The following is a 24,922-nucleotide window of genomic DNA, read 5'->3' as shown; positions in this document are numbered from 1 at the left end:
AGCGATCAAGTTCACAAATCCACCCAGACCGCGCCGCGGCGGCTGGATTCAAGGCTGGAGGCAAGGAACTTCATGCCGGCGAGCGTGTCTTCCATCGTGGCATAGCCCGGCTCGTCGCTGGCAGCGCCGCGCAGTTCGTTTCCGAAAGCCTGATAGATATTGGCAAAGGCCTCGAGATAGCCTTCGGGGTGGCCGCCCGGTGTGCGCTGGATCGAAAGTACGTCATCCGACAGGTAGGCGCGGTTGGCGCCGGCGTGCCAGATTTCGGTGGGGCGGTCGCGGTAACCGATGCGCATGGTGTTCGGCTCTTCCTGCCGCCAGTGCAGCCCGGCCTCGTCACAGTAGACGTCGATGGCGAGGTCGTTGATGTCGCCGACCAAGACCTGTGAGGCCGTCAGCGTACCCTTGCCGCCACCCGAAAGATGGAACAGCGCCGCGCCGTCATCGTCGATGAAACGACCATCCAGCATGGTCAGTTCGGCGCAGATGCGGGTGATGCGTTCGCCGGTGATGAATTCGGCAAGGTTGGCGGCGTGAGTGCCGATGTCGCCAAAGGCGCCGGCATCGCCCGACTGCTTTGGGTCGACGCGCCATGCGGCCTGCTTGTTGTTTTCAAGGTCGGCAGCGCGGCTCAGCCAGTCTTGCGTGTACTTCACCGCGACGCGGCGGACCTGGCCGAACTTGCCAGAGGTGATCAGCTCGCGCGCCTGCTTGACCAGCGGGTAGCCGGTGTAGGTGTGGGTCACGGCAATGCGGCGCCCGGTGCGGATGGCGGCATCTGCAATGGCCTTGGCGTTCTCCATCGAGTCCGCCAGCGGCTTGTCGATGATGACATCGAACCCGGCTTCGAGCGCGGCGATGGCAGGCGCGGCATGCATGTGATTGGGCGTGACGATCGAGACGGCCTCGATCCGCTGGTCGGCGGGGAGGGCGAGTTCCTTTTCGATCATCTCGGCAAAAGAACCATAGGCCCGTGCCGGATCGACGCCGAGCTCAATACCCGACGCGCGCGACTTTTCCGGGGTCGATGAGAACGCCCCGGCAACCAGCTCCCAATTGCCCGCGATCCGCGCGGCAATGCGGTGGACGCCGCCAATGAAGGCGCCCTGTCCGCCGCCGATCATGCCATACCGAATAGGCTTCACTTGCCTTGCTCTCCCACTGCTGGTTTTGCCGCACTGGATGGCCCGACGCCGCACTCGTTGCCATTCAGTTTGAGTGCCCATCCAACAGAATTGGTCATCAGCTGGCGGTTTTCCGGTTCGGCCCAGCTTTCGGCGCGGTGGCCGAAGGCGGAATAGAGGAAGCGGCCCTGTTTTGCGCCTTTTGGCCCGACGCAGCGTGACCAGACCATCGGATGGTCTCCCATGCGCAGGTCTTTCTTGAACATGCCGACCGGATTGTAGGTCTTTTCGTCAACCGTGATCAAGACCTGCGCGCCGGTGGTGCGCGGCGACTTGTCGAACGAATACCATTCCTCCACGCGCTTCCACGATGCGGGCAAGCCTTGCGTGGCGGGATGCGTCTTGTCCTCGACATTGACCGTCGCGGTCTGGAACTGCGGGTCCATGGTGTGCTGGATGAACGTCGCGCCGATCAGGTCATTGATGTACCAGCCCCAGGCCTGATGCGAATTGTCACCCGCAGCATGGACGCCGACATAGCCGCCGCCCTGTTCGAGCCAGGCCTTGAACGCGGCCCGCTGCGCGGGCGTGAACACATCGCCGCTGACGTTGTTGAACACCACCGCGTCAAACTTTGCCAGCACTTCGGGCGAGAAGGCCGCGCCGTTCTCGGTCTGGAAATAGCCCCAGCCTTTTTGTTTGGCGAGATCGGCGAAAAAGGCATTGCCAGGCGGAATCGATTCTTCGTGGCGGAAGGCATTGGTCTTGGAAAAGACGAGGATTGCCGGGCGCGGCAGGTTGGCCGGGATGGCGGGCGGGGTCGTTTCATAAACCTTCACCCCGCCAAGGGCTACGCGCTGGAAAATATCCCAATTGCGCCAGAGCAGCACGGCGAACACCACCAGCAAAGCCAGCAGCAGCCACATCACGACCTTGAGGACTTTGCGCAGCATCGATTCTCCCTGTCGGCCAAATAAACAGAATCTTGATTCTATTTCTAGTCCGAATCTAAAGGAAATCGGCCTGACCAAAGCCTGATAGCAAGGTCCGCAGAGATTTCAAATATACGATTGGTCTATTTTTGTATCAGACCGCCGAGCTGAAGCGATGCTGGCTCTGGCCGCGGTAGCCATCGAACAGCGCGGCGATGGTGCGGGCATAGGGCAGGCCGTCGGCGGCGATCGTCAACCATGCGCCGTCGATGCTGGCCAGCCCGCGTTCGATGAAGGGGGCAAGCTGGGGGGCCAATGATGCGAGCCATGCCGCACCGACTTCCGCCCGCCCGCGACACAGTAGCGCCTCGATCACCGCGCCGCGCCGGCGGTCATCCTCACTGCGGATCACGCCCAGCATGCCCGGCAGCCGGTCCTGACTGATCATCATGCCATAGCGCCCGGCGTTCTTCTCGTTCTGGACGATGACTTGCGGGAAGCAGCTGATCGCCGTGGAGCCAAGCCCGACGAGAACGTCAGACCTGTCATCGGTAAAGCCCTGGAAGTTGCGCCTCAGCGTGCCGGCGCGCACTGCCTCCGCCATCGGGTCACCGGGCAAGGCAAAGTGGTCGAAGCCGACCGGGACATAGCCTTCCTTGGTGAAATGGTCGTAGCCAAAATGCGCCATGGCGAAGCGCTCGGCCTGATCCGGAAGCGCAGTCGCGTCGATGCGGCGCTGGCGGGCGATCATGTGCGGCACGTGGGCATAGCCGAAGAGCGCGACCCGGTCCGCGCCGAGCGCGATCGTGCGGTCAAGGCTGTCCTTGAGGTCGTCCATCGTCTGACCGGGCAGGCCGTACATGAGATCAAAGTTGAGCGAAGTCACCCCGGCGCGGCGCAGCAGGGCGGTGGCCTGCTCGATCTGCTCGGCTGGCTGGATGCGACCGATGGCGGCCTGCAGGTTTGGCGCGAAGGTCTGGACACCAAGGCTGGCCCGCGTCACACCGACCACGGCCATCACCGTACCCCAGGCCGAGGTCAGGTGCCGGGGGTCGATCTCCACCGACCACTCCGGGCTTTCCAGCGGCATGTGCAGCGTCAGCGCATCGGCGAGGCGGACAAAGTCGGTCGGTTGCAAGGCGTTCGGACTGCCGCCACCGAACGCAACCCGCCGTACCCGGGCTTGCCTGCCCAGCTTCACCCCGGTCAGCGCAATTTCGTGGTGCAGCGCGTCGAGATAGGCCTCAAGCCGGCTGCGTTTGTTCGCCGCTGCTGTGTTGCAGCCGCAGTACCAACAGATCTGCTCGCAGAACGGAATGTGGATATAAAGCGAGATGTCGCCGGACACTTGCGCCAGCGCCGCTTCCTGCTCGGCCAGACCGACCCGGTCATTGAACTCCACCGCCGTCGGGTAGGAGGTGTAGCGCGGCACCGGCACGCTGAGCAGTTCGGGATGGTAAGGCCACATGCAGGCTACATCGCAGGTCGGCGCGCGCCGTTCATTGCGGCGCATCAAATTGGCGCTGAACCTTCTTGCGATTGCCGCCGGAATGACACGCCTTGGCGCAGCACGGGGCGGGATCGGACTTGCCGGGCAACGGCAGTTCGATGGAGCGGACCGCGCCGTTGCCGGTGCAGATGAGCATGGTCATGCTGGCGGACCGCGCCGGTGCCGGGGCGAAAGCGGCAGGGATGAGGGCGGCGAGGCCTAACAAGGAACGCAGCGCCATCACGGCAGGGGGCCGTCCTCGTCGATCAGGATGCGGTTGGCCGCGCCGTCCATGTCTTCGTATTGTCCGCGCCGCAGTGACCAGAAAAAGGCACCGAGGCCGATGCTGCCCATAATCAGGGCGAGCGGCAGAAGGAGAGCGATCGAGTTCATCGGGCGGCCCTTGCCAGACGGAGCGAATTGGCGACGACGATCACCGAGCTTGACGACATGGCTGCCGCCGCCATCAGCGGGGTCAGATATCCCGCCATGGCCAGCGGCACGGCTAGCAGGTTGTAACCGATGGCGAGCACGAAGTTCTGCCGCACCACCGCCATTGTCCGGCGCGATGCCGCCACCGCGCGCGGCAGGGCGAGCAGCGATTCGCCGGGGAACACCATATCGCTCGCGTGGCGGCCAACGTCGCTCGCCGAACCCGGTGCGATCGAGGCATGGGCGGCGGCAAGGGCGGGTCCATCGTTGAGCCCATCGCCGGCCATCAGCACGCGTTCACCGGCCGCCTGAAGCCGGGCGATAGCCTCCTGCTTGTCGGCGGGACTGGCAGCGCACTGGGCCATGAGGCCAGTTTCGCGGGAGATCATCGCCACGGCAGCAGCGTTGTCGCCCGAGAGGATGGAGGCTTCGATACCCATAGCTTTCAGGCGCGCAATGGCGGCGGCGCAGTCGGGGCGCAGAGCATCGGCGAAAGTGATCAGGCGCACCGGCTCCCCGGCGATGTCGAGCGCGGTGGCCATCGACTGGCTCGCGTCCGGGCGGCGCAGCGCGACCTTGCAGCCGGCTCGGGTGCCGGACATGCCATGGCCGGCGATCTCGGCAATGTCTTCGAGCGGCAGGGCTGTCACCCCGCGCTGCGCCAGCGCCTCGGCCAGTGCGCGGCTGAGCGGGTGCGAGCTGTTCGAGGCGAGCGACAAGGCAATGGCTGCGGCCTCTGGTGACAAGGCGTCGAGCGCCCGGGTGTCTGGCACCGGGCGGCCCAGCGTCAGCGTGCCGGTCTTGTCGATCAGCAGGCGGGTAACCTGCGCCATGCGTTCAAGCGCAGTCGCGTCCTTGACCATCACGCCCTGCTTCATCAGCGCGCCCGAGGCGACGACCTGCGCGACCGGTACAGCTAGGCCAATGGCGCAGGGGCAGGTGATGATCAGCACGGAAATCGCGATGACCAGCGACTGATGCCAGCCCGCGCCCATGACCAGCCAGGCGATGCCGCTGACCAGCGCCAGCGTGTGGACGGCAGGCGCATAGAGCTTCGAAGCACGGTCGGCGATGCGGACATAGGCCGAGCGTGATTGCCCGGCGGCTTCCATCAGGCGGGCGATCTCGGCCAGCGCCGTGCCCTTGCCCGCGCGGCTGACTTTCACGTCCACCGGGGCGTCGAGGTTGAGCGTGCCGGCGAGCACTTCGTCGCCCTGAGTGGCGGGGATCGCGGCACTTTCGCCGGTGAGCAGCGAGCGGTCAAAGCGGCTGGCTCCGGCGCTGATCGTGCCGTCCGCCGCCAGCCGTTCGCCGGCAGCAACCCGCATGACCATGCCGGGGACGAGATCGCGCGCGGCGAGCCATTCAATTGTGCCGGACCGGCCCACGACCAGCGCGCCGGGAGCCGCCTGCCGCATCAGGGCATCGACCCCGGCGCGCGCCCGGTCACGCATCATCGCATCGAGCGTGCGTCCGGCAAGGAGGAAGAACAGCAGCATCAGCACGCCGTCAAACCAGGCGGTGTGGCCGCCGCTGAACGTCTCGTAGAGACTGAGCGCCGTTGCAAGGGTGACGCCGATCGTGATCGGCACGTCCATGTTGGTGCGCCAGTTCCGCACTGCGCCCCAGGCCGAACGGAAGAACGGCATGCCCGAATAGGCGATGGCCGGAACCGCGATCAGCGCCGAAAGCAGGTGGAACATCTCGCGCGTGGCGCCTTCGGCACCGTTCCACACGCCCACCGACATCTGCATGACGTTCAGCGCGGCAAAGGCGGCAACGGCGAGCGGGGCGAACAGCGCGCGGGCGGCAGAAAGCGGCGGGGCGGCGTCGTCCTCGCGCGGCTGGCTGGCAAAGCCCGCTCCGGAGAGCGCGGCGACGATCCGGGGCGTGGTGACGCTGCCGGCATGACTGACGCGCACTTGCCGCGCGGTCAGGTTGACGCGGGCCGAGGCCACACCCTCAACGGCGCGCAAGGCGCCCTCGACCTTGCCCATGCAGCCGGCGCAATGCATGCCGGGCACGACGAGAACCGTCTCGAGCAGGTCCTCGGACGGTTGCGACTGGGGCCCGGTCTGGAGGTGCGCGTTCATCGCACGTCCTGTTCGGTGCGGAAGCGTTCCGCTCCGGCGGCGACTTCGATGCGCAGAGTCCAGCGGCCCGGTGCCAGGGTTTCACGCGACACGAAGGTGCCGTCCGCGCCGCGCTCGAAAGTGAAATCCTTCGACTTCTCCAGGCCCAGCGGGTGGCGCGCAGTGGCAGAGATTGCCACGTCCTTCTTGCCGGCGAAGGCGATCGCAATCCGGTTGTCGTCCAGCCGGCGCGCCTTCGATGTCCAGCCGAGCGCCTTTTCCTTCGCGGCCTCGTCAAGCCAGGTGTTGAACTTCTGGCTGGCGACATAGGAGTTGTCGACCACCTGTCCGCCGAAACTGCGCGATGCCAGAGTGGCCATGGTGAAGTTCACCGCGACGATCACGCCAAAGAAACAGATCATCACTGCTGCCATGTGGCGGCCGGTGAAATGCTTGACGTTCTTGAGAGGCGCGTTCGTGAGAAGGTGGCGACTTGCCTTGCTCATGGTCATTCTCCGGGGGTGCTGAAGTGGGTTTTCGAACGGTCGCCGCCGCCTTCGGCATCCTGCGCGGCGAGCGCGAAGGCAAAGTCCTGACTGGAAGTTCCGGGGGGCACCATGACATAGGCGCGGACCGGCAGCGTGGTGTCCGCAGGCACGTCGATGGACAGCTCGCGCGCCGCCTTTTCGCGCGGCATCGAGTCCGTCCACATTACCGCGCCGGGCAGGCCTTCGATCGTCACCTTCATCGGGCGCGGGCGGTTTTCCATGTTCTTGAGCTTGAAGGTCCAGGCATTGCGCACCTCGCCCTGGCTGAGCAGCATATAGGGCGGGTTGCGGTCCTTCTGGATGGCCAGATCGATGTGCTTGCGCGTGCCGAGCGCGAACAGCAGGCCCAGCCCAATGGCGCACCAGATGGCGAGATAGACCAGCGTGCGCGGGTGCCAGATCAGCTTCCAATGCGGGGTGGCGGGGGCGCCGGCCTTTTCGCGCTCCGAATCCTCAAGCGTGGCATAGTCGATCAGTCCGCGCGGGCGGCCGATGTCCTTCATCACGCGGTCGCAGGCGTCGATGCACAGCGCGCAGGTGATGCAGCCGATCTGCGCGCCTTCGCGGATGTCGATCCCGGTCGGGCAGACGGCCACACATTGGCGGCAATCGATGCAGTCCCCAAAAGCGCCGGGGCTCTTCTCGGCCTTCTTGATCGAGGCACGGGGCTCGCCGCGCCAGTCCTTGTAAGTGACGATCAGGCTCTTTTCATCGAGCATGGCCGACTGGATGCGCGGCCATGGGCACATGTAGATGCAAACCTGTTCGCGCATGAACCCGCCGAACCAGAACGTCGTCGCGGTCAGCACGGCGACGGTCGAATAAGCGATGGAAGCCGCCTCGCCGCTCCAGAATTCGCGCCACAGGGTGGGCGCATCGGCGAAGTAGAGGATCCATGCGCCGCCGGTTGACATGGCGATGACCAGATAGAGGGCCCACTTGAAACCACGCCGCGCGATCTTGGCCGGTCCCCATGGCGCGGCATCGAGGCGAAGTTGGGCATTGCGGTCGCCATCCAGCAGCCGGTCGAGATGCTGATAAAGGTCGGTCCACACCGTCTGCGGGCAGGCATAGCCGCACCATGCCCGGCCCACTGCGCTGGTGATCAGGAACAGGCCGATGCCCGCCATGATAAGCAGGCCCGCCACGAGGTAGAATTCCTGGGGCCAGATCTCGATCGAGAACATGTAGAACCGGCGGTTCGCCATATCGATCAGCACGGCCTGATCGGGCGCATAGGGCCCGCGGTCCCAGCGCAGCCATGGGGTGACGTAATAGACCGCAAGGCAGCCCAGCATTACCAGCCATTTCAGGCGGCGAAACTTGCCGTCCACCTTGCTGGGGCAGACGGCTTTGCGCTTCTCGTAGAGCCCAGCGGCGACCGGGACCGGGGTGGACATTTGACTGGCCTTTATTTGCCCTGTGCTGCGGTTGCAGCCGGGGCGGCGGCAGGGGTTGCGGGGACGGGGGCGAACTTTTCACCCCCACCGAGTGAGTGAACGTAAGCGGCGAGCATCTTGATCGTCACCGGATCGAGGCGCGTGCCCCAGGCCGGCATCTGCCCCGCATGGGCCACGGTGACACTGGCGCGAACTTCCGAAGGCTTGCCGCCATAGAGCCAGATGGCGTCAGCCAGATTCGGTGCGCCGAACTGGCGCAGGCCTTTGCCTTCTGGACCGTGGCAGGTGGCGCAATTGGCGGCGAACAGCGCGGCGCCCGAACCGGTCGGAGCAGCCTTGCCAGTCAGTGACAGCACGTGGTTGGCAACGTCAGTGACTTGTGCCGGGGTCAGGATGCCGTCCTTGCCGAAATTGGGCATCAGGCTCATCCGGGTGGCGGTATTGTCAGGCGAACGGATGCCGTTGATCAGCGTGGTTTCGATGGCCTTCAGGTCACCGCCCCACAGCCAGTCGTTGTCGGCCAGGTTGGGATAGCCGGCAGCGGTGCCGGGCGCGCTGCCGCCGCCCTGCGCGCCGTGACACTGCACGCAGTTGACGCGGAAGGCTGCCTTGCCGCCGGCAACCGCTGCCGCCAGTAGCTCGGGCTTGCCGCCCAGTTCCTCGATGGGAACATTGGCGAGATCGGCGCGGACCTTGGCGTGGATGGCATCGCCTGCAGTCTTCTCGGCGGCGAGCTGCCCGCGGCTGGTCCAGCCCCACAGTCCCTCGGTACCTTTCGACAGCAGCGGGATGGCCGGATATACAACTACATAGCCGATCGCGAACAGGATCGAGGCATAGAAGGTCAGCACCCACCAGCGCGGCAGGGGGGTGTTCAGTTCCTCGATGCCATCCCATTCGTGGCCGACGGTTGCCGTGCCGGTGGCTTCATCGATCTTTTGGCCGGCTCCAGTTGTCTTAACCATTGTCGTCTTCCTTGAAGATGCTCATCGCAGCGTCATGGTTGCGGCTTTTCGCGCCGGGGCGGAACGGCCATAGGGCGCAGGTGCCAAAGCACACCACCATGGCCAGCAGGCCCCAGCTGTCAGCCATCTGGCGAAGGGTTTCGTACGTCGAATGCGGGGAGATCACCGGCCCTTCTCCTTTGCCAGCTCTTCCTGAGCGGTGACGGCACCCACATCGACCATGGTGCCCAGCACCTGGAGATAGGCGACCAGCGCGTCCATTTCGGTGAGCCGCGATGGATCGCCATCAAAGTCACGCACCTGCGCCTTGGGGTATCGCTTGGCGACGTCGCCGGCGTTGAAGGGATCGGCCTGGCCCACAAGGTCCTCGTTCGCCTTGGCGATCTGGTCCTTGGTGTAAGGCACGCCGACGTAGGACAGCGCGGTCAGGTCAGCCGGAGCATCGCCGACCTTCAGATCGCGGGCCTTGAGGAAGGCATAGGGCGGCATAATCGATTCCGGCACAACGGCGCGCGGATCGGTCAGGTGCTGTACGTGCCATTCATCCGAATAGCGCTTGCCGACGCGGGCAAGGTCCGGCCCGGTGCGCTTTGAGCCCCACTGGAACGGATGATCGTACATCGATTCCGCCGCCAGGCTGTAGTGGCCATAGCGCTCCACCTCGTCACGGAAGGGGCGGATCATCTGGCTGTGGCAGGTGTAGCACCCTTCACGCACGAAGATGTCGCGGCCTGCCTGTTCGAGTGGCGTATAGGGACGGACCCCGGCAACCTTCTCGATCGTGTTGTCGATCCAGAACAGCGGCGCGATTTCCACGATGCCGCCGATGGTGACGACAAGGAAGCTGAAAACGGCCATCAGGGTGATGTTGCGCTCCAGCTTCTTGTGGCCGGAGAAGATGTCCTTTTTCTCAGAGGACATGGCTTTATCAGAAGACATGGTTTCGGTTCCTCTCAGGCGGCGGCTGCAGGGAGCGGGTGATCGCGGGCGGCGTCAAAGCTGGCATCGCCCATCGGTACTTCCACGCGCAGCTTGCCGGCGATCGTCTGCCAGATGTTGATCACCATGATCACCGCCCCGGCGAGGTAAATCAGCCCGCCGACAGCGCGCAGGATGAACATCGGGTGCAGCGCGGCAACGGTTTCGACGAAGGAGTTCACCAGGTAGCCGTCGGCTCCGTATTCCCTCCACATCAGACCCTGGGTAATCCCGGCGACCCACATCGAGGCGGCGTAGAAAACGATGCCAACGGTGGCGAGCCAGAAGTGCCAGTTGATCATCCGCAGCGAATAGATGCGCTCGCGGTTCCACAGGCGCGGTGCGAGGTAGTAGAGCGTGGCGAAGGTCACCATGCCGTTCCAGCCCAGCGCGCCGGAGTGAACGTGGCCGATGGTCCAGTCGGTATAATGCGACAGCGCATTGACCGAGCGGATCGACATCATCGGACCTTCGAAGGTGCTCATGCCGTAAAAGGCCAGGCTCATCACATACATACGGATGATCGGATCGGTGCGGATCTTGTCCCAGGCGCCGTTCAGCGTCATCAGGCCGTTGATCATCCCGCCCCAGCTCGGCATCCACAGCATGATCGAGAAGACCATGCCCAGCGTCTGCGCCCAGTCAGGCAGCGCGGTGTAGAGCAAGTGGTGCGGACCCGCCCAGATGTAGAGGAAGATCAGCGCCCAGAAGTGGATGATCGACAGCCGATAGGAATAGACCGGACGTTCGGCCTGCTTGGGCACGAAGTAGTACATCATGGCGAGGAAGCCGGCGGTGAGGAAGAAGCCCACCGCGTTGTGGCCGTACCACCATTGCACCAGCGCGCCCTGAACGCCGCCCCACACGGGATAGGACTTGGATCCCATCAGGCTGACCGGAATGTTCAGGTTGTTGACCAGGTGCAGCAGCGCCACGGTCAAGATGAAGCTCAGGTAGAACCAGTTGGCGACATAGATGTGCGGTTCTGCGCGGCGGGCCAGCGTGGCGACGAAGACCACAAGGTAAGCCACCCAGACCACGGTCAGCCACAGGTCGACGTACCATTCCGGCTCGGCGTATTCCTTGCCCTGGGAGATGCCCAGCAGGTATCCGGTCGCAGCGAGCACGATGAACAGCTGGTAGCCCCAGAAGACGAAACGGGCGAGGCCAGGGAAGGCCAGCCTCGCCCGGCAAGTGCGCTGCACCACGTAAAATGACGTGGCGATAAGCGCATTGCCTCCGAACGCGAAGATCACGGCCGAAGTGTGCAGAGGCCTGACCCGCCCGAAAGTCGTCCATTCCATGTTGAGGTTGAGCGCGGGGAACGCGAGCTGCAGCGCGATGAACAGGCCGGCGGCAAAGCCCGCCATGCCCCAGAACACCGTGGCGATCACACCCCAGCGGATCACTTCGTCGTAATATTTGCCGCGATCCTCCGGCACAGGCGCCGCGCCCGTATAGTCCGCCCCGCGCAATGCGAAGACGAGGGCGATCAGCGCGGCCAGCGCGACGATTCCCATGTGGACAGCGAAGCCCCAGTCAGCCGATGCGGCTACTGCGGCGATGGCGAGAAAAAGCACGACCAGCCATAAGCCGGCGCGCGACACAACACGTTCCATGAGGCCTTCCCTCTCAGGACAATATGACAGTGCCGGCGGGCGATCCCCGATGGGAATATCCCGTCGGCACGCATCGGCCCTGCGCCCCTTGCCGCGCTGCAACATTGACCCGGATCAAATTGCCGGGACGCGGAAGAATATTTCGCATTCGCGCACGATTTTGCGCTCGATCAAGAAGATGCCTGATCTCGGTCAATGCCGGGGTGCGCGTTCTGGGCAAGAGACGGCCCCGACGCCGCACAAAACCTCGCATGGGGCGGGGAGCGGCCAACAATGAGGGATATCATGAAGAAGATCGCGATCACCGCCGCGCTGCTCGCCGCCGCTGCCGTCTCTGCGCCCGCCCAGGCCGGCGACGCTGCCGGCAAGTGGCAGGTCAAGGTGCTGGCCACCGGCGTCCTGCCCGATGGCAAGATCAACACCGGCAAACCCGTGATCAACGCCGGCGTGCTCAACGCTACGAACGACACGCAGGCCAACGACAATGTCGTGCCAACGCTGGCGGTCGAATACTTCGTCTCGCCGAACTTCTCGCTCGAGACGATCTGCTGCTTCACCTCGCACCACGTTTCGGTTACCGGCACGCCGTCGCTGTCGAACGCGATGGACCACGTGATGATCCTGCCCGCCACGCTGACGCTGAAGGCGCATATGCCGGTTGGCGCGTTCAAGCCTTATGTCGGCGCGGGCGTTGCCCACTTCTTCGTCTTCGGTGAAAAGCCGGGCTCAAGCCTGCCTGCTGCCGTAACTTCGGCCAAGCTCGACAACACCTTTGGTGCGGTCCTTCAGGGCGGCGTCGACATCGCTGTGGGCGAAGGCGGCATGGGCATCAGCCTTGATGCCAAGAAGTACTTCATCCAGCCGCGTTCGCACTTCTATGCCGGCGCCGTCGAAGTGCTCAGCGCCCAGCACAAGCTCAATCCCTGGGTAATCAGCGGCGGCGTTTCCTACCGCTTCTGACCGGTAACAGGCCTTTGCGGGCCGGCAGGGGGACACTCCGGCCCGCAAGCGGGGACGCGTATCGCGCATGCGATGCGCGTCCTTCGCTTTTTTGCGCGGGGTCAAAGCACAGAAGCGCCCGCACCGTTCATTCTCCTCTCCAAGCCATAGCGGCACGTGGAGGATGCGATGAACGAGATGACCAGCTTCGTGGACCGGTCGAACGAGACCCAGCCCGCCGAGCGCCACGGGGTGGAAGCCTATATCAGCCCCGAATACGCCCGCGCCGAACAGGACAAGCTGTGGCGCAAGTGCTGGCTGCAGGCCGGCCGGCTCGAGGATATTCCCGAGGTCGGCAACTTCATCACTTATGACATCCTGACAGATTCCGTGCTGATCGTGCGGGCGAAGGACGGCACCGGTTCCGGCGCGATCAAGGCCTTCGCCAATGTCTGCACGCACCGCGGGCGGCGGCTGGTCGATACGCCGAAGGGCGAGCGCAATGCCCACGGCAGCCGCGCCAATTTCGTCTGCGGTTTTCACGCCTGGACCTTCGATGTCACCGGCGACAATGCCGGGGTCTGCTCCTACATCCAGCAGAAGGACGAATGGGGCGGCGCGCTCAGCGATTCCAATACCCGGCTCGGCGAATTCAAGGTCGACACCTGGGGCGGCTTCATCTGGATCAACCTCGATCCGGCTGCCGAACCGCTGCGCAATTACCTCGAACCCGCGGCGACCATGCTCGACCCGTTCCAGCTGCAGAACATGCGAACGCGTTGGCGGTATTGGACGGTGTTCGACTGCAACTGGAAGGTGGCGCTCGAGGCGTTCAACGAGACCTATCACGTGGCCGGCACCCACCCCGAATTCATGGCTTTCGGTGATTTCACCGGCTGGGGCCGTCAGCAGGGCAAGCACAGCCATATCGGCTATGACCTTCCCAAGGACGCCGACCCGACGCTGGATGAGAACAAGGGCAAACTGCGGCTCGGCAGCGGCGATCCGCGTGTCGCCACGGCGGAGATGCAGAAATACACGTGGGAAGGGGTCAACACCAACACCACCCAGACGCTGTACGAAGTCGCGCAAACGCTGCCCGATGTCCTGCCCGAAGGCACCCCGCCCGAGGATGTGCTGAAATACTGGCTGGAAACCGCGCGGGCCAAGGATGCGGCGCGGGGCGTGATCTGGCCGACGGTTGATGCGGCGCATACCGGCGCCAGCGGCACCAGCTGGCAGATTTTCCCCAACCAGCAGATCGGCCACGCGGTCAACAACATGCTCTGCTATCAGGCCAGGCCGTGTGGGTTCGATCCCGACAAGTGCTATTTCGAGGTCGCGGTCTATGAGCTCTATCCGGAGGGCGGCGCGCCCGAAGCGCAGTGGAGCTACCTTGCGCCGGACCAGTTCCCGCACGTGCTGCAGCAGGATTTCTCCAACATGGCGGCGGTGCAGCAGGGGATGAAGAACGTCGGTTTCCGGGGGAATATGCCCAACCCGAAGAACGAGGGTGCGGTGACGAGCCTGCATCGCAATCTGGCGAAATACATGGGGACGGGGGCACCGGAAGTTGCCAGCTGATCCAGCCACCCCACTCGTCATCCCGGCGCAGGCCGGGACCCAGCGGAGAGAATAACGACGTCGCGCAGCGACGACTACTTTTTGTTTGGACTGGGTCCCGGCCTGCGCCGGGATGACGAGAGGTGGGCAAACCCCTGTCCTACAAGCCTTAAATCTGCGAATTTCCCGGCTCGCTCTTTCAAATCGTCGATCCTGCACACGCCTCGCACGTGTCACCCAGTCGCCCACCCGAAAAACCTCGCAAACCTGAGGCATTCAGCGGTGACGCGGTGGGTGACACGGTGTCACCACTGTCACCCTATCGCCGTTTGACCCAAATCAACGCGGCCCGCCTCGCGACTCGCTAGCCACTAATCAACAACACTGTTGATTAGTCTTGCTGGAGAGCTGTCATGTCGATCTACAAGCCCACTGTCTGCCCTGAAGTCACGCCTGAGCAGAAAGTCGCGCTGCACGCGAAATACCTCGCTGAGCGCGATCGGCGGCTGAAGAAGGACCACAACGACCAGTACGTGCCCGCCAGCGGCAAGTGGAAGGACATCTACGAGGTCGACCCCTATACTCCTGTAGCCCCGCGCGATGCGATCACCGGCGAAACCGACTGCGTCATTCTGGGCGCCGGCTATTGCGGCATGATGGTTGCCCATCAGCTCAAGAAGGCGGGCATTACCCAGTTCTACAACGTCGATCACGGCGGCAATTTCGGCGGCACCTGGTACTGGAACCGCTACCCCGGCATCCAGTGCGACAATGACAGCCTGGTCTATATGCCGCTGCTGGAAGAGACCGGCTACATGCCGTCGAAGAAGTTCGCTGACGGCTATGAGATTCACGACCATTGCCAGATGATCGCCGATCAGTTCGGCCTGCGCGAAAACGCCCTGTTCCACACGCTGATCGAAAGCCTGAAGTGGAACGCTGAGACCAACCGCTGGCACGTCGGCACCAATCGCGGCGATGACATCAAGGCGCGCTTCGTGGTGCTGGCGATGGGCCCGCTCAACAAGCCCAAGCTGCCCGGCATTCCGGGGCTCGATCAGTTCAAGGGCAAGGTGTTCCACACCGCGCGCTGGGACTATGACTATACCGGGGGCGAATGGCGCAATCCGGCGCTGACCAAGCTGGCTGACAAGAGGGTGGCGATCATCGGCACTGGCGCCACGGCGGTACAGGTCGTGCCCTACCTCGCCAAATATGCCGCGCAGACCTATGTCGTGCAGCGCACCCCATCGACCATCGACGTGCGCAACAACCGCCCGATCGATGCCGACTGGTATGCCAGCCAGGAGCCCGGCTGGCAGGAAGCGCGCATCCGCAACTTCCACCATGCCGCGATGGAACGGCTGGCCCCCGGCGAACCCGATCTGGTCGAAGATATCTGGACCGAGATAGCCAAGAACGTGAACGCCGAACTGGAAGCCGAGGGCTGGCCCGAGGAAACCGCCGAACAGTTCTTCGCTCGCCGCGAAACCATGGATTACCGCGTCATGGAGCGGCTGCGCGCCCGCTGCGACATCGTCAAGGACCCCGCCACGGCCGAAGCGCTCAAGCCCTATTACCGTTATCTGTGCAAGCGGCCGGCCTCGAACGACGATTTCTACCCCTGCTTCAATCAGGACAACGTCACGCTGATCGACGTTGCCGAAACGCAGGGCCTCGAACGGCTGACCGAGAACGGCTTCGTCCACAACGGCGTCGAGTACGAGATCGACTGCCTGATCCTCGCCTCGGGCTATGAAGTGACCAACGACCTTGACCGGCGCTGGGGCATCAAGACGATCGAGGGCGAGGGCGGCCTGTCGATCTATGATTATTGGCGCGACGGCTTCCAGACCTATCAGGGTATGACCGCGTACCGTTTCCCCAACATGTTCTTCACCGGCTTCACTCAGGCCGGGGCGAACTCGTCGAACTCCAAGACCTTCATCGATCAGGGGTTCCACATCGGTTATATCGCCAGCGAGGCCCTCAAGCGCGGCGCGGTGCGGATCGAGCCCGATGCGCAGGCGCAGGAAGACTATATCACCCTGCTGCGCTCGATCGCGGTTGATACCTCCAGCTTCGCCAACGAATGCACGCCGAGTTATTTCAACAACGAGGGCGACCAGAAGAAAAAGCGCGGCATCTTCGGCGAGCCGTGGGGGCATGGCTATTACGCCTTCACCGATATGCTCGCCGCCTGGCGTGAGGCGGGCGAGCTCGAAGGGCTGAACCTCTCGTTCGAACCCGTCGCCGAACCGGCTGAGTGAGGGCAGAGCCATGAACAAGCCCGAAAAGATCGTTGCGGAAGACCTGTCTGAAGCCGTCACCTATCCGCCCGAGGCCTTCATCAGCCGCGAATATGCAGAGGCGGAGCCTGACAAGCTGTGGTCAAAGGTGTGGCAGCAGGCCGGCCGGGTCGAGGAACTGAAGGCGGTGGGTGACTACATCACCTACAACATCTGCCACGATTCGATCCTGATCGTCCGCGACACGCCCGACACGTTGAAGGCCTATCACAACGTCTGCACCCACCGCGGACGGCGTCTGGTGGGCAACAACACCGGTGGCGGACCCAAGACCGTGGCGCAGGATCAGGGCGCGCACTCGGCCCGGGGCAGCCAGATGAAATTCGGCTGCAATTACCACGCCTGGACCTTCGATCTTGCCGGCGATGCGGTTTACATCCCAGACAAGGAAGACTGGCAGGGCGCGCTGGACAATGTCTGCACCAGCCTGACCCCGGTGCAGGTCGATACCTGGGGCGGGTGGATCTGGATCAACATGGATCTAGACGCCGGGCCTTTGCGCGAATGGCTGGAGCCGGTCGCCTCGCTGATCGACCCGTTCGAGTTCGAGAAGATGCGCTACCGGTTCCGATATTGGGGCATTTTCGACTGCAACTGGAAAGTGGCGCTGGAGGCGTTTCTCGAACCCTACCATGTTCAGGGGACGCATCCGCAGCTGATCAAGTACGGCGATTTCTACTCGTTCTCGAAGGCCTTCGGCTTCCACGGCCAGACCGGATTCGATTCGAAGGCCCACCGGGATGCCGGGACCGCCGTCGAAACATCGGTCCACCGTGCCGCTGGCGATGGCGATCCACGCACGACAATTGCGCAGATGCAGGCCGAGTACTGGGAGACCATCGGCGCATCGACCTCTGAAACGCTGGTCAAGACCGCCCAGCGCCTGCCGCTCGAATTGCTCGAAGGCACGCCGGCGGACGAGGTCCATCAGTACTGGATGAAGATCGCCAAGGAAGCGGACGCGGCGCGCGGAGTGATCTGGCCCGACCTCACCGACGCGCAGGTCGCCGCGGCGGGGCTGGCCCTGTCGATCTTCCCCAACGTCAACTTCATCCCGGGGCCGACCTTCAGCCTTGCCTACCGGGTGCGGCCATGGGGCACCGATCCCGACAAGTGCATTTTCGAAGCCGTCGCGCTCGACCGCTTCGGCGAGGGTGATGAGCCCGAGACCGAGTGGACCTTCGTCGAGCAGGATCTCGACAAGTGGCCCTACGTTATCGCGCAGGACATCTCGAACATGGTCGAAATGCAGCGCGGTTACAAATCGCGCGGGTTCAAGGACAACCTCCCCAACCCCTGGCAGGAACGCAAGGTCACGAACCTGCACCGCGGCCTCGCCCACTTCATGGGCACGGGGCACCTGAAGCGTATTGACTGAAACAGGCGAGCCAATCGCCGGGGCGTTGCCGCGATTTGCGGAAGATCAAGGCCTCGGCGGGGCGGCTCCCGCAGGTTCAGAGCATAATCTGAGAGGATACCAAGATGGCCGATTTCGACGCGCAGGGTAGCCTGATGGCCGCCGGCAACCCCTTCAAGGTCACCGATCCGGAGAAGATTCCGGCGAAGCGCTTTTACGACGAGGAATACTTCCATCTCGAAAGCGAGGCGGTGTGGAACCATTCGTGGCAGATGGCGACCCGGCTGGAGAACATCCCCAATGTCGGCGACTGGACGGAATACACCATCCTCGGCAAGTCGGTGCTGGTGGTGAACACCAAGTCCGGCGTGAAAGCCTTTGCCAACCACTGCCGCCACCGCGGCGTTCCCGTTGCCGGCGGAAAGGGCAACGAACACGGCAACTGCGCCAAGACCGGCTTCATCTGCCCGTTCCACGGCTGGCGCTGGAACATGGATGGCGAGAACACCTTCGTTTACGGCAAGCACCTGTTCAACCAGGACGTGCTCAATCACGAAGAGCTCAACCTGATCCCGGTGCGCTGCGAAACGCTGGGCGGCGAGGCCTATATCAACTTCGATGATTCAGCGCCAAGCTTGCGCGAGTGGATGGGGCCGATCGCCGATGCGCTCGACGTGCGCAACATGGCCGATATGCGCGCCGAATGGTGGTACGGCACCGTGCTCCCGTCGAACTGGAAGATCGCGATGGAAGCTTTCCAGGAAGGCTACCACGTGATGAAAACCCACCCGCAGCTCCAGCATGCAACGCCGGTGCTCTACAACGCGCGCTACGGCAACGAGACCGGCGGCCTCGGCCCCGGCATCGATCCGGACCTCACCACCCGCCAGCACATCGACCAGCATTTCCGCCAGATGGAGCTGCTCAACGAAGGCATGGCCGGGCTGATCCACACCAAGGAAGTGGAAATCGCCCGCAGCCTCGTCGATGCCGATCTGCCCGAGGACCCGGCGATTGGCGTGCCGATGTGGTTCGGCATGGTGCAGGATGCGATCAGCAAACAGCTCAAGGCAGCGGGCGAGAATGTGCCCGACCTCAACGCCGTGTGCCAGTCGCACCCGGTCGAGGCGCTGCAGTTCCTGTTCCCCAACCATTTCCTGCTGATCTACTTCACCGGCATGACCAGCTACCGCGTGCGGCCGCTGACGGCGGAAACCTGCCTGTTCGAGATCTGGTCGCTGACCCACATGGCGCCGGGCACCGAAACCCCGGTGCCGATGGACCCGATCATCCTGCCGTTCGATTCCAAGGACTTCCCCAAGATTCCTCAGCAGGACTATTCGAACATCCCGATCCAGCAGAAGGGCATGCATTCGCCGGGCTTCGATTACATGCGCCTGTCGAAGGATCGCGAGGGGCTGATCAGCAACAACCACCGCACCATCGACGCGCTGATCGAAGGCAAGCCGCTGTGCCAGGTGGCGCGGGCGGTGCACAAGCTGGCCTACAATTTCGACGGCGCGATCATCGAGGATCTGGGCTTCTGATTGCGCCTGCCGGGGCGATTGTTATAATCGCTCCGGCGCACTTGTGATTGCCGCTTAGGGTCCACTCTGTTACGCCCGCCGGGCAATGTCCTCCTGCGATACCTGCCTTGTCCGCAATCGCGCCATCTGCTCTGCGCTTTCGGGCGCGGAGGTTGAGGCGCTGAACACGATCGGGCGGCACCGCACGCTCGAACCGGGGCAGTCCTTGATCTGGGAAGATGACGAGTCCATCCTCGTCGCCAATGTGGTTGAAGGTGTGCTCAAGCTCTCCACCGGCACCGAAGACGGGCGCGAACAGATTGTCGGCGTGGTCTATCCGGCGGATTTCATCGGACGGCCCTTTGGTGGGCGCACTGGCCATTCGGTAACGGCCCTGACCAGCGCCAAGGTTTGCGTGTTCGGCCGCCGCGACTTTGACGAATTTGCCCGCAACCACCCGGCGCTCGAACACAAGCTGCTCGAACGCACGCTGGCCGAACTCGAACGCACCCGCAGCTGGATGCTGCTGCTTGGCCGCAAGTCGGCGAGCGAAAAGGTGGCGACTTTCCTGATCGACATGTCCGAACGGCTGGTGGACACGGGCTGCGAAGGCGATGGCACGTCGCTGTCCCGTTTCGAACTGCCGTTCTCGCGCCAGCAGGTTGCCGACGTGCTGGGGCTGACGATCGAGACGGTCAGCCGCCAGATCACCCGGCTGAAGAGCGAAGGCGTGATCGACCTGCCTTCGCGGCGGGAAATCGTGATCCGCAACCGCGACGAGCTGGAAGCCCAGGCGGGCTGATTTCCGCCGCGGTGGTTACTTGGCCGGTTTGCCTATGGGGGCATCCGTGGCGCCCTCATCCTCGTAAACGACTGGCAACTTGGGCGCTGTCTGGCGAGGGGCCTTGGTCCACTTGGCCTTGGCCGGGTCTTTCACGGCACCGACGATGATCTCGTAATCCTCTTCCGGCACGGCCTGCTCGGTGACAGCGGGTGCGTCCTGCGCCGCAGCGGGCAGGGCGGCAAGGGTCGCCGCACCCATGGCGAGCGCGGCAAGCGCGGCGCGGGCCGGGACCTTGTAGCTCACGCAGACCGATCCTTCACACGCCGCCAGAAACGCGCGGCGATCGGGCTCGTTCATCGCGGTGAGGTCATGAACTTCGCGCTGGCACATGCGGCACATGGAGCCGTTCATCAGCTCGGCAAGCTGCGACTTGTAAGGGCATGGTCCGGTAACCACAGGGAACTTGCTCATCCCGACTCTCCCGCTGTTTGATGTAATACTATACCATCAAACCGGATTGGCAAGTGGCTGGCGCACAAACGAAAACGGGCTCGCCGCAGTGGCGAGCCCGTTTGAAATCCGGCCCTGTAGCGGGCTTACATGCGCTTCTTTTCCGGAGCGACCGTGATGCGCACCGTCTCGCCCGAACGGCCCGGGAAGTCGGTGAACATCGCTTCGACCAGGTTGGGCACGAGGTAGCCCAGACGGTTCGACGATGACACCGCCTCTGCCTTGCCTTCGAACAGGCGGCGGCCATCGGTGCGGCTGTCGATCTTCATCTCGATGCCGCTGGTGTAGACGGTGTAGCTGTCCACGCCGCCATCGAACCAGGGATCATACCAGCCGTAGCCCCAGGCACCGTATGGGCGGTAGCCGAACGAACGGTAGGGGCGGCCATAGAAGCCCGGGCGGCCATAGCCGTACCATGGCCCCCAGAACGGATCGCCGGCAAACCCGGTCTGGCGCACCCGCTCACGCCCCTTGTCGACACCGTAGTCGAACCGGACGAGCAGGTTGGCGTTCTCCGGACGGGCCGGCGTGTAGCCGAGCGAGGCCATCCGCGCCTCGACCAGGCGGGCGTACTGCGAAAATTCCAGTCCACCGGCGAGCGCGGGATCATCCGCGACAACGGCGAAGGTCTGGCCGGCCGGGGCGGGAAGCTGCGATTCGAAACGCTTCACATTGGCAGTAAGCCCGCTGGTGCAGGCGGAAAGCGCCAGCGCGAGCGGCGCAGCCAGCAATGCAAAACGAAGAGTGTTGCGACGCGTATTCATCTCATGTCCCCAAGACTTGATCCGAAGGAGGGCGAGGACGAGGCCGATGGCCGCAAAGACGCCGAGTCTCCGGAATACATGAACTTGCCTTATGTTCCCGGCGCTGAACAGGGGTTGAATGTGGAGCGCCGCTCCGTGCGGTTCATCCGCGCACGAGCCCCAACGCAGCGTAAGTGGCGTCCAGTGTCGGCACGGCCAGCGCGCGCGCCTTTGCTGCGCCGTCGCGCAGGATGGTGTCGAGCGCGGCGGTGTCGTCCTTGAGCGCGATGAATCGGGCGTTGATCGGCGCCAGCTTGGTCACCAGCAGTTCGCCCAACGCCGGCTTGAACTTGCCGAAACCTTCGCCCCCGAACTCGCCGAGCACTGCTTCGACTGTCGCGCCGGAAAGCGCAGCATAGATCCCGACAAGGTTCGCAGCTTCGGGGCGGCCTGCGAGGCCATCCTTGTCGGACGGCAGCGGCTCGGGGTCGGTCTTGGCCTTCTTGACCTTCTGCATGATCGTGTCGGCATCGTCGGTGAGGTTGATGCGGCTCATGTCCGAAGGGTCGGACTTAGACATTTTCGCAGAACCATCTCGCAAGCTCATGATTCGGGCCGCTTCGGGCGGGATGATCGGATCGGGCAGGGTAAAGACCGGCGCGTCTTCAGATGCGAAATCATTGTTGAACTTCTGCGCGATGTCGCGGGCCAGTTCCAGATGCTGCTTCTGGTCCTCGCCCACGGGCACGTGGGTCGCCTGATAGAGCAGCACGTCGGCGGCCTGCAGCACCGGGTATGTGAACAGCGCGATGCTCGCACCCTCACGGTTCTTGCCTGCCTTGTCCTTCCACTGCGTCATACGGTTCAGCCAGCCCATGCGGGCCGTGCCGCTCAGCAGCCATTGCAGCTCGGCATGCTGGGGCACCTGCGCCTGATTGAACAGGATCGACTTGTCGGGATCGATCCCGCAGGCGACCAACGCGGCGACCATCTCGCGGGTATTGGCGGCCAGATCGGCCGGCACATGCGGCATCGAAATGGCATGAAGATCGGCGAGGAAATAGAGCGCCTGCCCGCCATTTGCAGCGACATCGTCCTGCATCTTCACCCAATTGCGGATCGCCCCCAGGTAATTGCCAAGGTGGAGATTGCCGGTAGGCTGGATGCCGGAAACGATACGCATGGGTGTTACTCTACTTCCAAAATCTCGTCGTCAGACTTGTTGCGCTTGGGACGGCGGCGCTTGAGCAGCTTCACGAGGTCCTCGTCAAGCGCACCGGATATCCACGCGACGGCGAAGAACACCACCATGCCCAGGCCAACCAGTGCGGAAAGCGACCAGACGCGGTCGAACACCGAACCGGCATAGCGGTTTGCCATCAGCGGCATGGCCCACCACAGCGCCGCGCCCATCGCAGCGGTTGCGATCAGCTGACGCGCGATGCGGCCGCCCAGCTTCGCGGTGAAGCGGAACCAGCCGCGCTTGTGCAGCATGGCATAGAGCAGCAGGCAGTTGAGGCTGGCCGAAGCGGCAGTCGCGGCGGCAAGGCCGACAATGCCATAGCGGTTCACGACATAGAGGTTCACGGCCACGTTGAAGATCAGCGAGGTCAGCGCGGTCCACACCGGGGTGCGGGTATCCTCCCGCGCGAAGAAGCCGGGGTTGAGGATCTTGACCACGACATAGGCGGGAAGGCCCACGACCAGCGCGACGACAATGTTGGCCATGATCGCGCCGTCCGCAGCGGTGAACTTGCCGCCGACGAAGAACGCGGTGCAGAATGCCGGGGCGCAGACCGCCAGCGCCATGGCGGCGGGCAGGGTCAGCAGGGTGGCAATCTCGAAAGCGTTGGTCTGCAGGCGCTGCGCTTCCTTAGCGTCGCCGGTATGAATGTGACGCGAGAGCATCGGCAGGATCGCCGTGCCCAACGCAATGCCGACAATGCCCAGCGGCATCTGGTTGAGCCGGTCCGCCAGCTTGAGCAGAGACAGCGAACCCTGCGGCAGCGAAGTGGCGAAGAACGTGTCGACCAGCTGGCTGATCTGATATATTCCCGCGCCAAACGTCGCCGGCAGGATCAGCGCGCCCATGCGCCGCACTTCGGGCGTGAGCTTGGGCATGGTGACCTTGAGCCGAACCCCGGCGCGGCGGCTTTCCCACCACAGGTAGAGGAACTGCGCCACGCCCGAGAACGAAACGGCCGCGGCAAGGCTGTAGCCGACCACGGTATCGTCCGTGCTGCCGCCGCGCAGTTCGCGCCCGATCAGGATGCCGCTGATCAGGAAGATGTTGAGCAGGACCGGCGCAAAGGCCCCCGGGCCGAACCGCGAGCGGGCGTTGAGCAGGCCCGAGAGCATGGCGACGAGGCTGATGAAGAACAGGTAGGGGAAGGTCATGCGGCTGAGCAGGACCGACAGCTCGAACTTGCCGGCGACAGTGCCGTATTCGCGCGCCAGCAGCCAGACGATTCCCGGCATGAAGACCATGGCCAGCGCGCTGAAGCCGAACAGCACCCAGACGAACACCGCGAGCACGTCGTCGGCGAACTTCTCCGCCGCTTCCTCGCTGCCCGGTTTGCCATCCGACCCGTGCAGCGCGCGGCTGTACATCGGCACGAAGGCCACGCTGAACGCGCCTTCGGCAAACAGCCGGCGAAAGGTGTTGGGCAGGGTGAAGGCGAGCTGGAACGCGTCTGCCACCAGCCCGGCGCCAAGCACGCGGGCCAGCAGCATGTCACGGGCAAAGCCGAAGACGCGGCTGATCGCCGTCAGTCCGCCAATCGTCCCGACGTTCCTGATAAGGCTCATGCCGGAACGCCCCCCTGAACGGTGATCAGGCGTTGCCTGCCGGCTCGGCCGATGCGGTTTCCTGCGCGGCGGCAAGCTGCTGCGCGTAGAGACCGTTGAAGTCGATCGGGTCGAGCATCACCGGCGGGAAGCCGGCATCGCGCACGGCATCGGAAATGATGCGGCGGGCGAAGGGGAACAGGATGCGCGGCGCTTCGGCATAAGTGAAGGCGTGCATGGCTTCCGCCGGAAGTCCGCGCATGCCGATCAGGCCGCAATAGGTCAGTTCGACGATGAAGGCTATGCCGGCTTCGTGCTTCGAGGTGAGCTGGATGCGCAGCTTCACTTCGTGGATTTCGCCGTCGACCTGGTCGGCTTCGACGTTCATCTGCACGTCGAGCTGCGGCGCGTCCTGCCACTGGAACGACATCGGCGAATTGGGGTTCTCGACCGAAAGGTCCTTCACATACTGCGAAATGACGCCGGCGGCGGGGCCGGTGTCTTCGCCGTTGGGGACGGGCGAATCGAGATCGAGGTCGGTGATGACGTTGCCTTCGTCGGCCATTTTTCAAAGTTCCTGCAAAATTGGGAGGGATATGTTGCCGGCGCGCCTAGCATTGCGCGCGAAAGGCGGCAACCTTCCGATGCGCTGCTACCCCCGGGGCAGCCCCGTGACTTCAAGGCATCAATTGGGCGTGAAATCGTGCCCTAATGTCGCTGTCCACGCGTTGTTCATTTGTCAACGATACCTATCTGGGGTTAGGAAGAGCCAACACGCGTGCTTGCGCGCCTGGAATGAAAGTCCTGCTGTGACCGTTCAGATTGTAATTCTTGCCCTCATCGCA

Annotated in this window: 23 protein-coding genes; 6 read left to right on the top strand and 17 right to left on the bottom strand. The window is 63.8% G+C overall.

Going from position 1 to position 24,922, the window contains the following annotated elements:
- Positions 1 to 11: 11 nt before the first annotated feature.
- The 12 genes from RMO89_RS14700 to ccoN form a co-directional block, all read right to left on the bottom strand.
- Positions 12 to 1,145, bottom strand: a complete 1,134-nt coding sequence (locus RMO89_RS14700) for a Gfo/Idh/MocA family oxidoreductase (RefSeq protein ID WP_310534015.1) — start codon at positions 1,143 to 1,145, stop codon at positions 12 to 14.
- Positions 1,142 to 2,077 carry a ThuA domain-containing protein gene (locus RMO89_RS14695; RefSeq protein ID WP_310534013.1) on the bottom strand — a complete coding sequence of 312 codons (936 nt, stop codon included), beginning with the start codon at positions 2,075 to 2,077 and terminating at the stop codon, positions 1,142 to 1,144. Before RMO89_RS14695 ends, RMO89_RS14700 begins: the two co-directional genes overlap by 4 nt.
- A gap of 133 nt (positions 2,078 to 2,210) precedes the next feature.
- The gene (gene hemN / locus RMO89_RS14690) at positions 2,211 to 3,524 is read right to left on the bottom strand and encodes an oxygen-independent coproporphyrinogen III oxidase (protein WP_310534032.1); all 1,314 of its coding nucleotides are present in this window, start codon (positions 3,522 to 3,524) and stop codon (positions 2,211 to 2,213) included.
- Between the two features lie 31 nt (positions 3,525 to 3,555).
- A complete protein-coding gene (locus RMO89_RS14685; RefSeq protein ID WP_310534011.1) occupies positions 3,556 to 3,708 on the bottom strand; it encodes a hypothetical protein in 153 nt (50 codons plus the stop codon).
- A 77-nt stretch (positions 3,709 to 3,785) separates the two neighbouring features.
- A complete protein-coding gene (gene ccoS, locus RMO89_RS14680; protein ID WP_310534010.1) occupies positions 3,786 to 3,938 on the bottom strand; it encodes a cbb3-type cytochrome oxidase assembly protein CcoS in 153 nt (50 codons plus the stop codon).
- Complete coding sequence (locus RMO89_RS14675) at positions 3,935 to 6,070, bottom strand: heavy metal translocating P-type ATPase (RefSeq protein ID WP_310534009.1); 2,136 nt, start codon at positions 6,068 to 6,070, stop codon at positions 3,935 to 3,937. Before RMO89_RS14675 ends, ccoS begins: the two co-directional genes overlap by 4 nt.
- Positions 6,067 to 6,555 (bottom strand): FixH family protein, encoded by a 489-nt coding sequence (locus tag RMO89_RS14670; protein ID WP_310534008.1) that lies wholly within the window; start codon positions 6,553 to 6,555, stop codon positions 6,067 to 6,069. The genes RMO89_RS14675 and RMO89_RS14670 overlap by 4 nt, the downstream gene beginning before the upstream one ends.
- A gap of 2 nt (positions 6,556 to 6,557) precedes the next feature.
- Positions 6,558 to 7,997, bottom strand: a complete 1,440-nt coding sequence (ccoG, locus tag RMO89_RS14665) for a cytochrome c oxidase accessory protein CcoG (protein WP_310534007.1) — start codon at positions 7,995 to 7,997, stop codon at positions 6,558 to 6,560.
- Positions 7,998 to 8,008: 11 nt separating this feature from the next.
- Positions 8,009 to 8,962, bottom strand: coding sequence for a cytochrome-c oxidase, cbb3-type subunit III (gene ccoP, locus RMO89_RS14660; RefSeq protein ID WP_310534006.1), 954 nt, complete (start codon positions 8,960 to 8,962; stop codon positions 8,009 to 8,011).
- On the bottom strand, positions 8,955 to 9,128 hold the full coding sequence (locus tag RMO89_RS14655) for a cbb3-type cytochrome c oxidase subunit 3 (protein WP_310534005.1): 174 nt from the start codon (positions 9,126 to 9,128) through the stop codon (positions 8,955 to 8,957). The genes ccoP and RMO89_RS14655 overlap by 8 nt, the downstream gene beginning before the upstream one ends.
- Positions 9,125 to 9,883, bottom strand: a complete 759-nt coding sequence (gene ccoO / locus RMO89_RS14650; RefSeq protein ID WP_310534004.1) for a cytochrome-c oxidase, cbb3-type subunit II — start codon at positions 9,881 to 9,883, stop codon at positions 9,125 to 9,127. The genes RMO89_RS14655 and ccoO overlap by 4 nt, the downstream gene beginning before the upstream one ends.
- 32 nt (positions 9,884 to 9,915) lie before the next feature.
- Positions 9,916 to 11,559, bottom strand: coding sequence for a cytochrome-c oxidase, cbb3-type subunit I (gene ccoN / locus RMO89_RS14645; protein ID WP_310534002.1), 1,644 nt, complete (start codon positions 11,557 to 11,559; stop codon positions 9,916 to 9,918).
- A gap of 285 nt (positions 11,560 to 11,844) precedes the next feature.
- On the opposite strand from ccoN, the gene RMO89_RS14640 reads away from it, so the two are divergent.
- The 6 genes from RMO89_RS14640 (at position 11,845) to RMO89_RS14615 (ending at position 20,055) form a co-directional block, all read left to right on the top strand.
- The gene (locus RMO89_RS14640; protein WP_310534000.1) at positions 11,845 to 12,519 is read left to right on the top strand and encodes an OmpW family outer membrane protein; all 675 of its coding nucleotides are present in this window, start codon (positions 11,845 to 11,847) and stop codon (positions 12,517 to 12,519) included.
- A 168-nt stretch (positions 12,520 to 12,687) separates the two neighbouring features.
- Positions 12,688 to 14,082 carry an aromatic ring-hydroxylating dioxygenase subunit alpha gene (locus tag RMO89_RS14635; protein WP_310533999.1) on the top strand — a complete coding sequence of 465 codons (1,395 nt, stop codon included), beginning with the start codon at positions 12,688 to 12,690 and terminating at the stop codon, positions 14,080 to 14,082.
- 392 nt (positions 14,083 to 14,474) lie between these two features.
- Entirely contained in the window at positions 14,475 to 16,331 is a 1,857-nt protein-coding gene (locus RMO89_RS14630; RefSeq protein WP_310533998.1) for an NAD(P)/FAD-dependent oxidoreductase, read from the top strand.
- A gap of 10 nt (positions 16,332 to 16,341) precedes the next feature.
- Positions 16,342 to 17,748, top strand: coding sequence for an aromatic ring-hydroxylating dioxygenase subunit alpha (locus RMO89_RS14625; RefSeq protein ID WP_310533997.1), 1,407 nt, complete (start codon positions 16,342 to 16,344; stop codon positions 17,746 to 17,748).
- A gap of 104 nt (positions 17,749 to 17,852) precedes the next feature.
- Positions 17,853 to 19,274 carry an aromatic ring-hydroxylating dioxygenase subunit alpha gene (locus tag RMO89_RS14620; protein WP_310533996.1) on the top strand — a complete coding sequence of 474 codons (1,422 nt, stop codon included), beginning with the start codon at positions 17,853 to 17,855 and terminating at the stop codon, positions 19,272 to 19,274.
- A gap of 85 nt (positions 19,275 to 19,359) precedes the next feature.
- Positions 19,360 to 20,055, top strand: a complete 696-nt coding sequence (locus RMO89_RS14615; RefSeq protein WP_310533995.1) for a helix-turn-helix domain-containing protein — start codon at positions 19,360 to 19,362, stop codon at positions 20,053 to 20,055.
- A gap of 15 nt (positions 20,056 to 20,070) precedes the next feature.
- On the opposite strand, the gene RMO89_RS14610 is transcribed toward RMO89_RS14615, so the two are convergent.
- The 5 genes from RMO89_RS14610 to secB all read right to left on the bottom strand — a co-directional run bounded on the left by RMO89_RS14610 (position 20,071) and on the right by secB (position 24,642).
- Entirely contained in the window at positions 20,071 to 20,508 is a 438-nt protein-coding gene (locus tag RMO89_RS14610; RefSeq protein WP_310533994.1) for a hypothetical protein, read from the bottom strand.
- 125 nt (positions 20,509 to 20,633) lie between these two features.
- Positions 20,634 to 21,311 carry a DUF4136 domain-containing protein gene (locus tag RMO89_RS14605; protein WP_310533993.1) on the bottom strand — a complete coding sequence of 226 codons (678 nt, stop codon included), beginning with the start codon at positions 21,309 to 21,311 and terminating at the stop codon, positions 20,634 to 20,636.
- Between the two features lie 142 nt (positions 21,312 to 21,453).
- A complete protein-coding gene (gene trpS / locus RMO89_RS14600) occupies positions 21,454 to 22,473 on the bottom strand; it encodes a tryptophan--tRNA ligase (RefSeq protein WP_310533992.1) in 1,020 nt (339 codons plus the stop codon).
- A gap of 5 nt (positions 22,474 to 22,478) precedes the next feature.
- On the bottom strand, positions 22,479 to 24,098 hold the full coding sequence (gene murJ / locus RMO89_RS14595; RefSeq protein ID WP_310533991.1) for a murein biosynthesis integral membrane protein MurJ: 1,620 nt from the start codon (positions 24,096 to 24,098) through the stop codon (positions 22,479 to 22,481).
- Between the two features lie 25 nt (positions 24,099 to 24,123).
- Positions 24,124 to 24,642: a protein-export chaperone SecB gene (gene secB / locus RMO89_RS14590; protein ID WP_310533990.1), complete on the bottom strand. Its 519-nt coding sequence runs from the start codon at positions 24,640 to 24,642 to the stop codon at positions 24,124 to 24,126.
- Positions 24,643 to 24,922 lie beyond the last annotated feature (280 nt).

The organism is Novosphingobium sp. (genome assembly GCF_031424035.1).
Lineage (GTDB): Bacteria > Pseudomonadota > Alphaproteobacteria > Sphingomonadales > Sphingomonadaceae > Novosphingobium.
Note: the sequence above shows the minus strand (reverse complement) of the source record. Positions and strands in the feature narration are given on the sequence as shown.

Coding starts and splice junctions, on each gene's coding strand:
- secB (WP_310533990.1), bottom strand. CDS start 24,642: ATGGCCGACGAAGGCAACGTCATCACCGACCTCGATCTCGATTCGCCC.
- ccoP (WP_310534006.1), bottom strand. CDS start 8,962: ATGGTTAAGACAACTGGAGCCGGCCAAAAGATCGATGAAGCCACCGGC.
- ccoS (WP_310534010.1), bottom strand. CDS start 3,938: ATGAACTCGATCGCTCTCCTTCTGCCGCTCGCCCTGATTATGGGCAGC.
- murJ (WP_310533991.1), bottom strand. CDS start 24,098: ATGAGCCTTATCAGGAACGTCGGGACGATTGGCGGACTGACGGCGATC.
- RMO89_RS14625 (WP_310533997.1), top strand. CDS start 16,342: ATGAACAAGCCCGAAAAGATCGTTGCGGAAGACCTGTCTGAAGCCGTC.
- RMO89_RS14670 (WP_310534008.1), bottom strand. CDS start 6,555: ATGAGCAAGGCAAGTCGCCACCTTCTCACGAACGCGCCTCTCAAGAAC.
- RMO89_RS14675 (WP_310534009.1), bottom strand. CDS start 6,070: ATGAACGCGCACCTCCAGACCGGGCCCCAGTCGCAACCGTCCGAGGAC.
- RMO89_RS14640 (WP_310534000.1), top strand. CDS start 11,845: ATGAAGAAGATCGCGATCACCGCCGCGCTGCTCGCCGCCGCTGCCGTC.
- hemN (WP_310534032.1), bottom strand. CDS start 3,524: ATGTGGCCTTACCATCCCGAACTGCTCAGCGTGCCGGTGCCGCGCTAC.
- RMO89_RS14620 (WP_310533996.1), top strand. CDS start 17,853: ATGGCCGATTTCGACGCGCAGGGTAGCCTGATGGCCGCCGGCAACCCC.
- RMO89_RS14685 (WP_310534011.1), bottom strand. CDS start 3,708: ATGACCATGCTCATCTGCACCGGCAACGGCGCGGTCCGCTCCATCGAA.
- ccoG (WP_310534007.1), bottom strand. CDS start 7,997: ATGTCCACCCCGGTCCCGGTCGCCGCTGGGCTCTACGAGAAGCGCAAA.
- RMO89_RS14610 (WP_310533994.1), bottom strand. CDS start 20,508: ATGAGCAAGTTCCCTGTGGTTACCGGACCATGCCCTTACAAGTCGCAG.
- ccoO (WP_310534004.1), bottom strand. CDS start 9,883: ATGTCCTCTGAGAAAAAGGACATCTTCTCCGGCCACAAGAAGCTGGAG.
- RMO89_RS14615 (WP_310533995.1), top strand. CDS start 19,360: ATGTCCTCCTGCGATACCTGCCTTGTCCGCAATCGCGCCATCTGCTCT.
- RMO89_RS14605 (WP_310533993.1), bottom strand. CDS start 21,311: ATGAATACGCGTCGCAACACTCTTCGTTTTGCATTGCTGGCTGCGCCG.
- RMO89_RS14630 (WP_310533998.1), top strand. CDS start 14,475: ATGTCGATCTACAAGCCCACTGTCTGCCCTGAAGTCACGCCTGAGCAG.
- RMO89_RS14695 (WP_310534013.1), bottom strand. CDS start 2,077: ATGCTGCGCAAAGTCCTCAAGGTCGTGATGTGGCTGCTGCTGGCTTTG.
- RMO89_RS14635 (WP_310533999.1), top strand. CDS start 12,688: ATGAACGAGATGACCAGCTTCGTGGACCGGTCGAACGAGACCCAGCCC.
- ccoN (WP_310534002.1), bottom strand. CDS start 11,559: ATGGAACGTGTTGTGTCGCGCGCCGGCTTATGGCTGGTCGTGCTTTTT.
- trpS (WP_310533992.1), bottom strand. CDS start 22,473: ATGCGTATCGTTTCCGGCATCCAGCCTACCGGCAATCTCCACCTTGGC.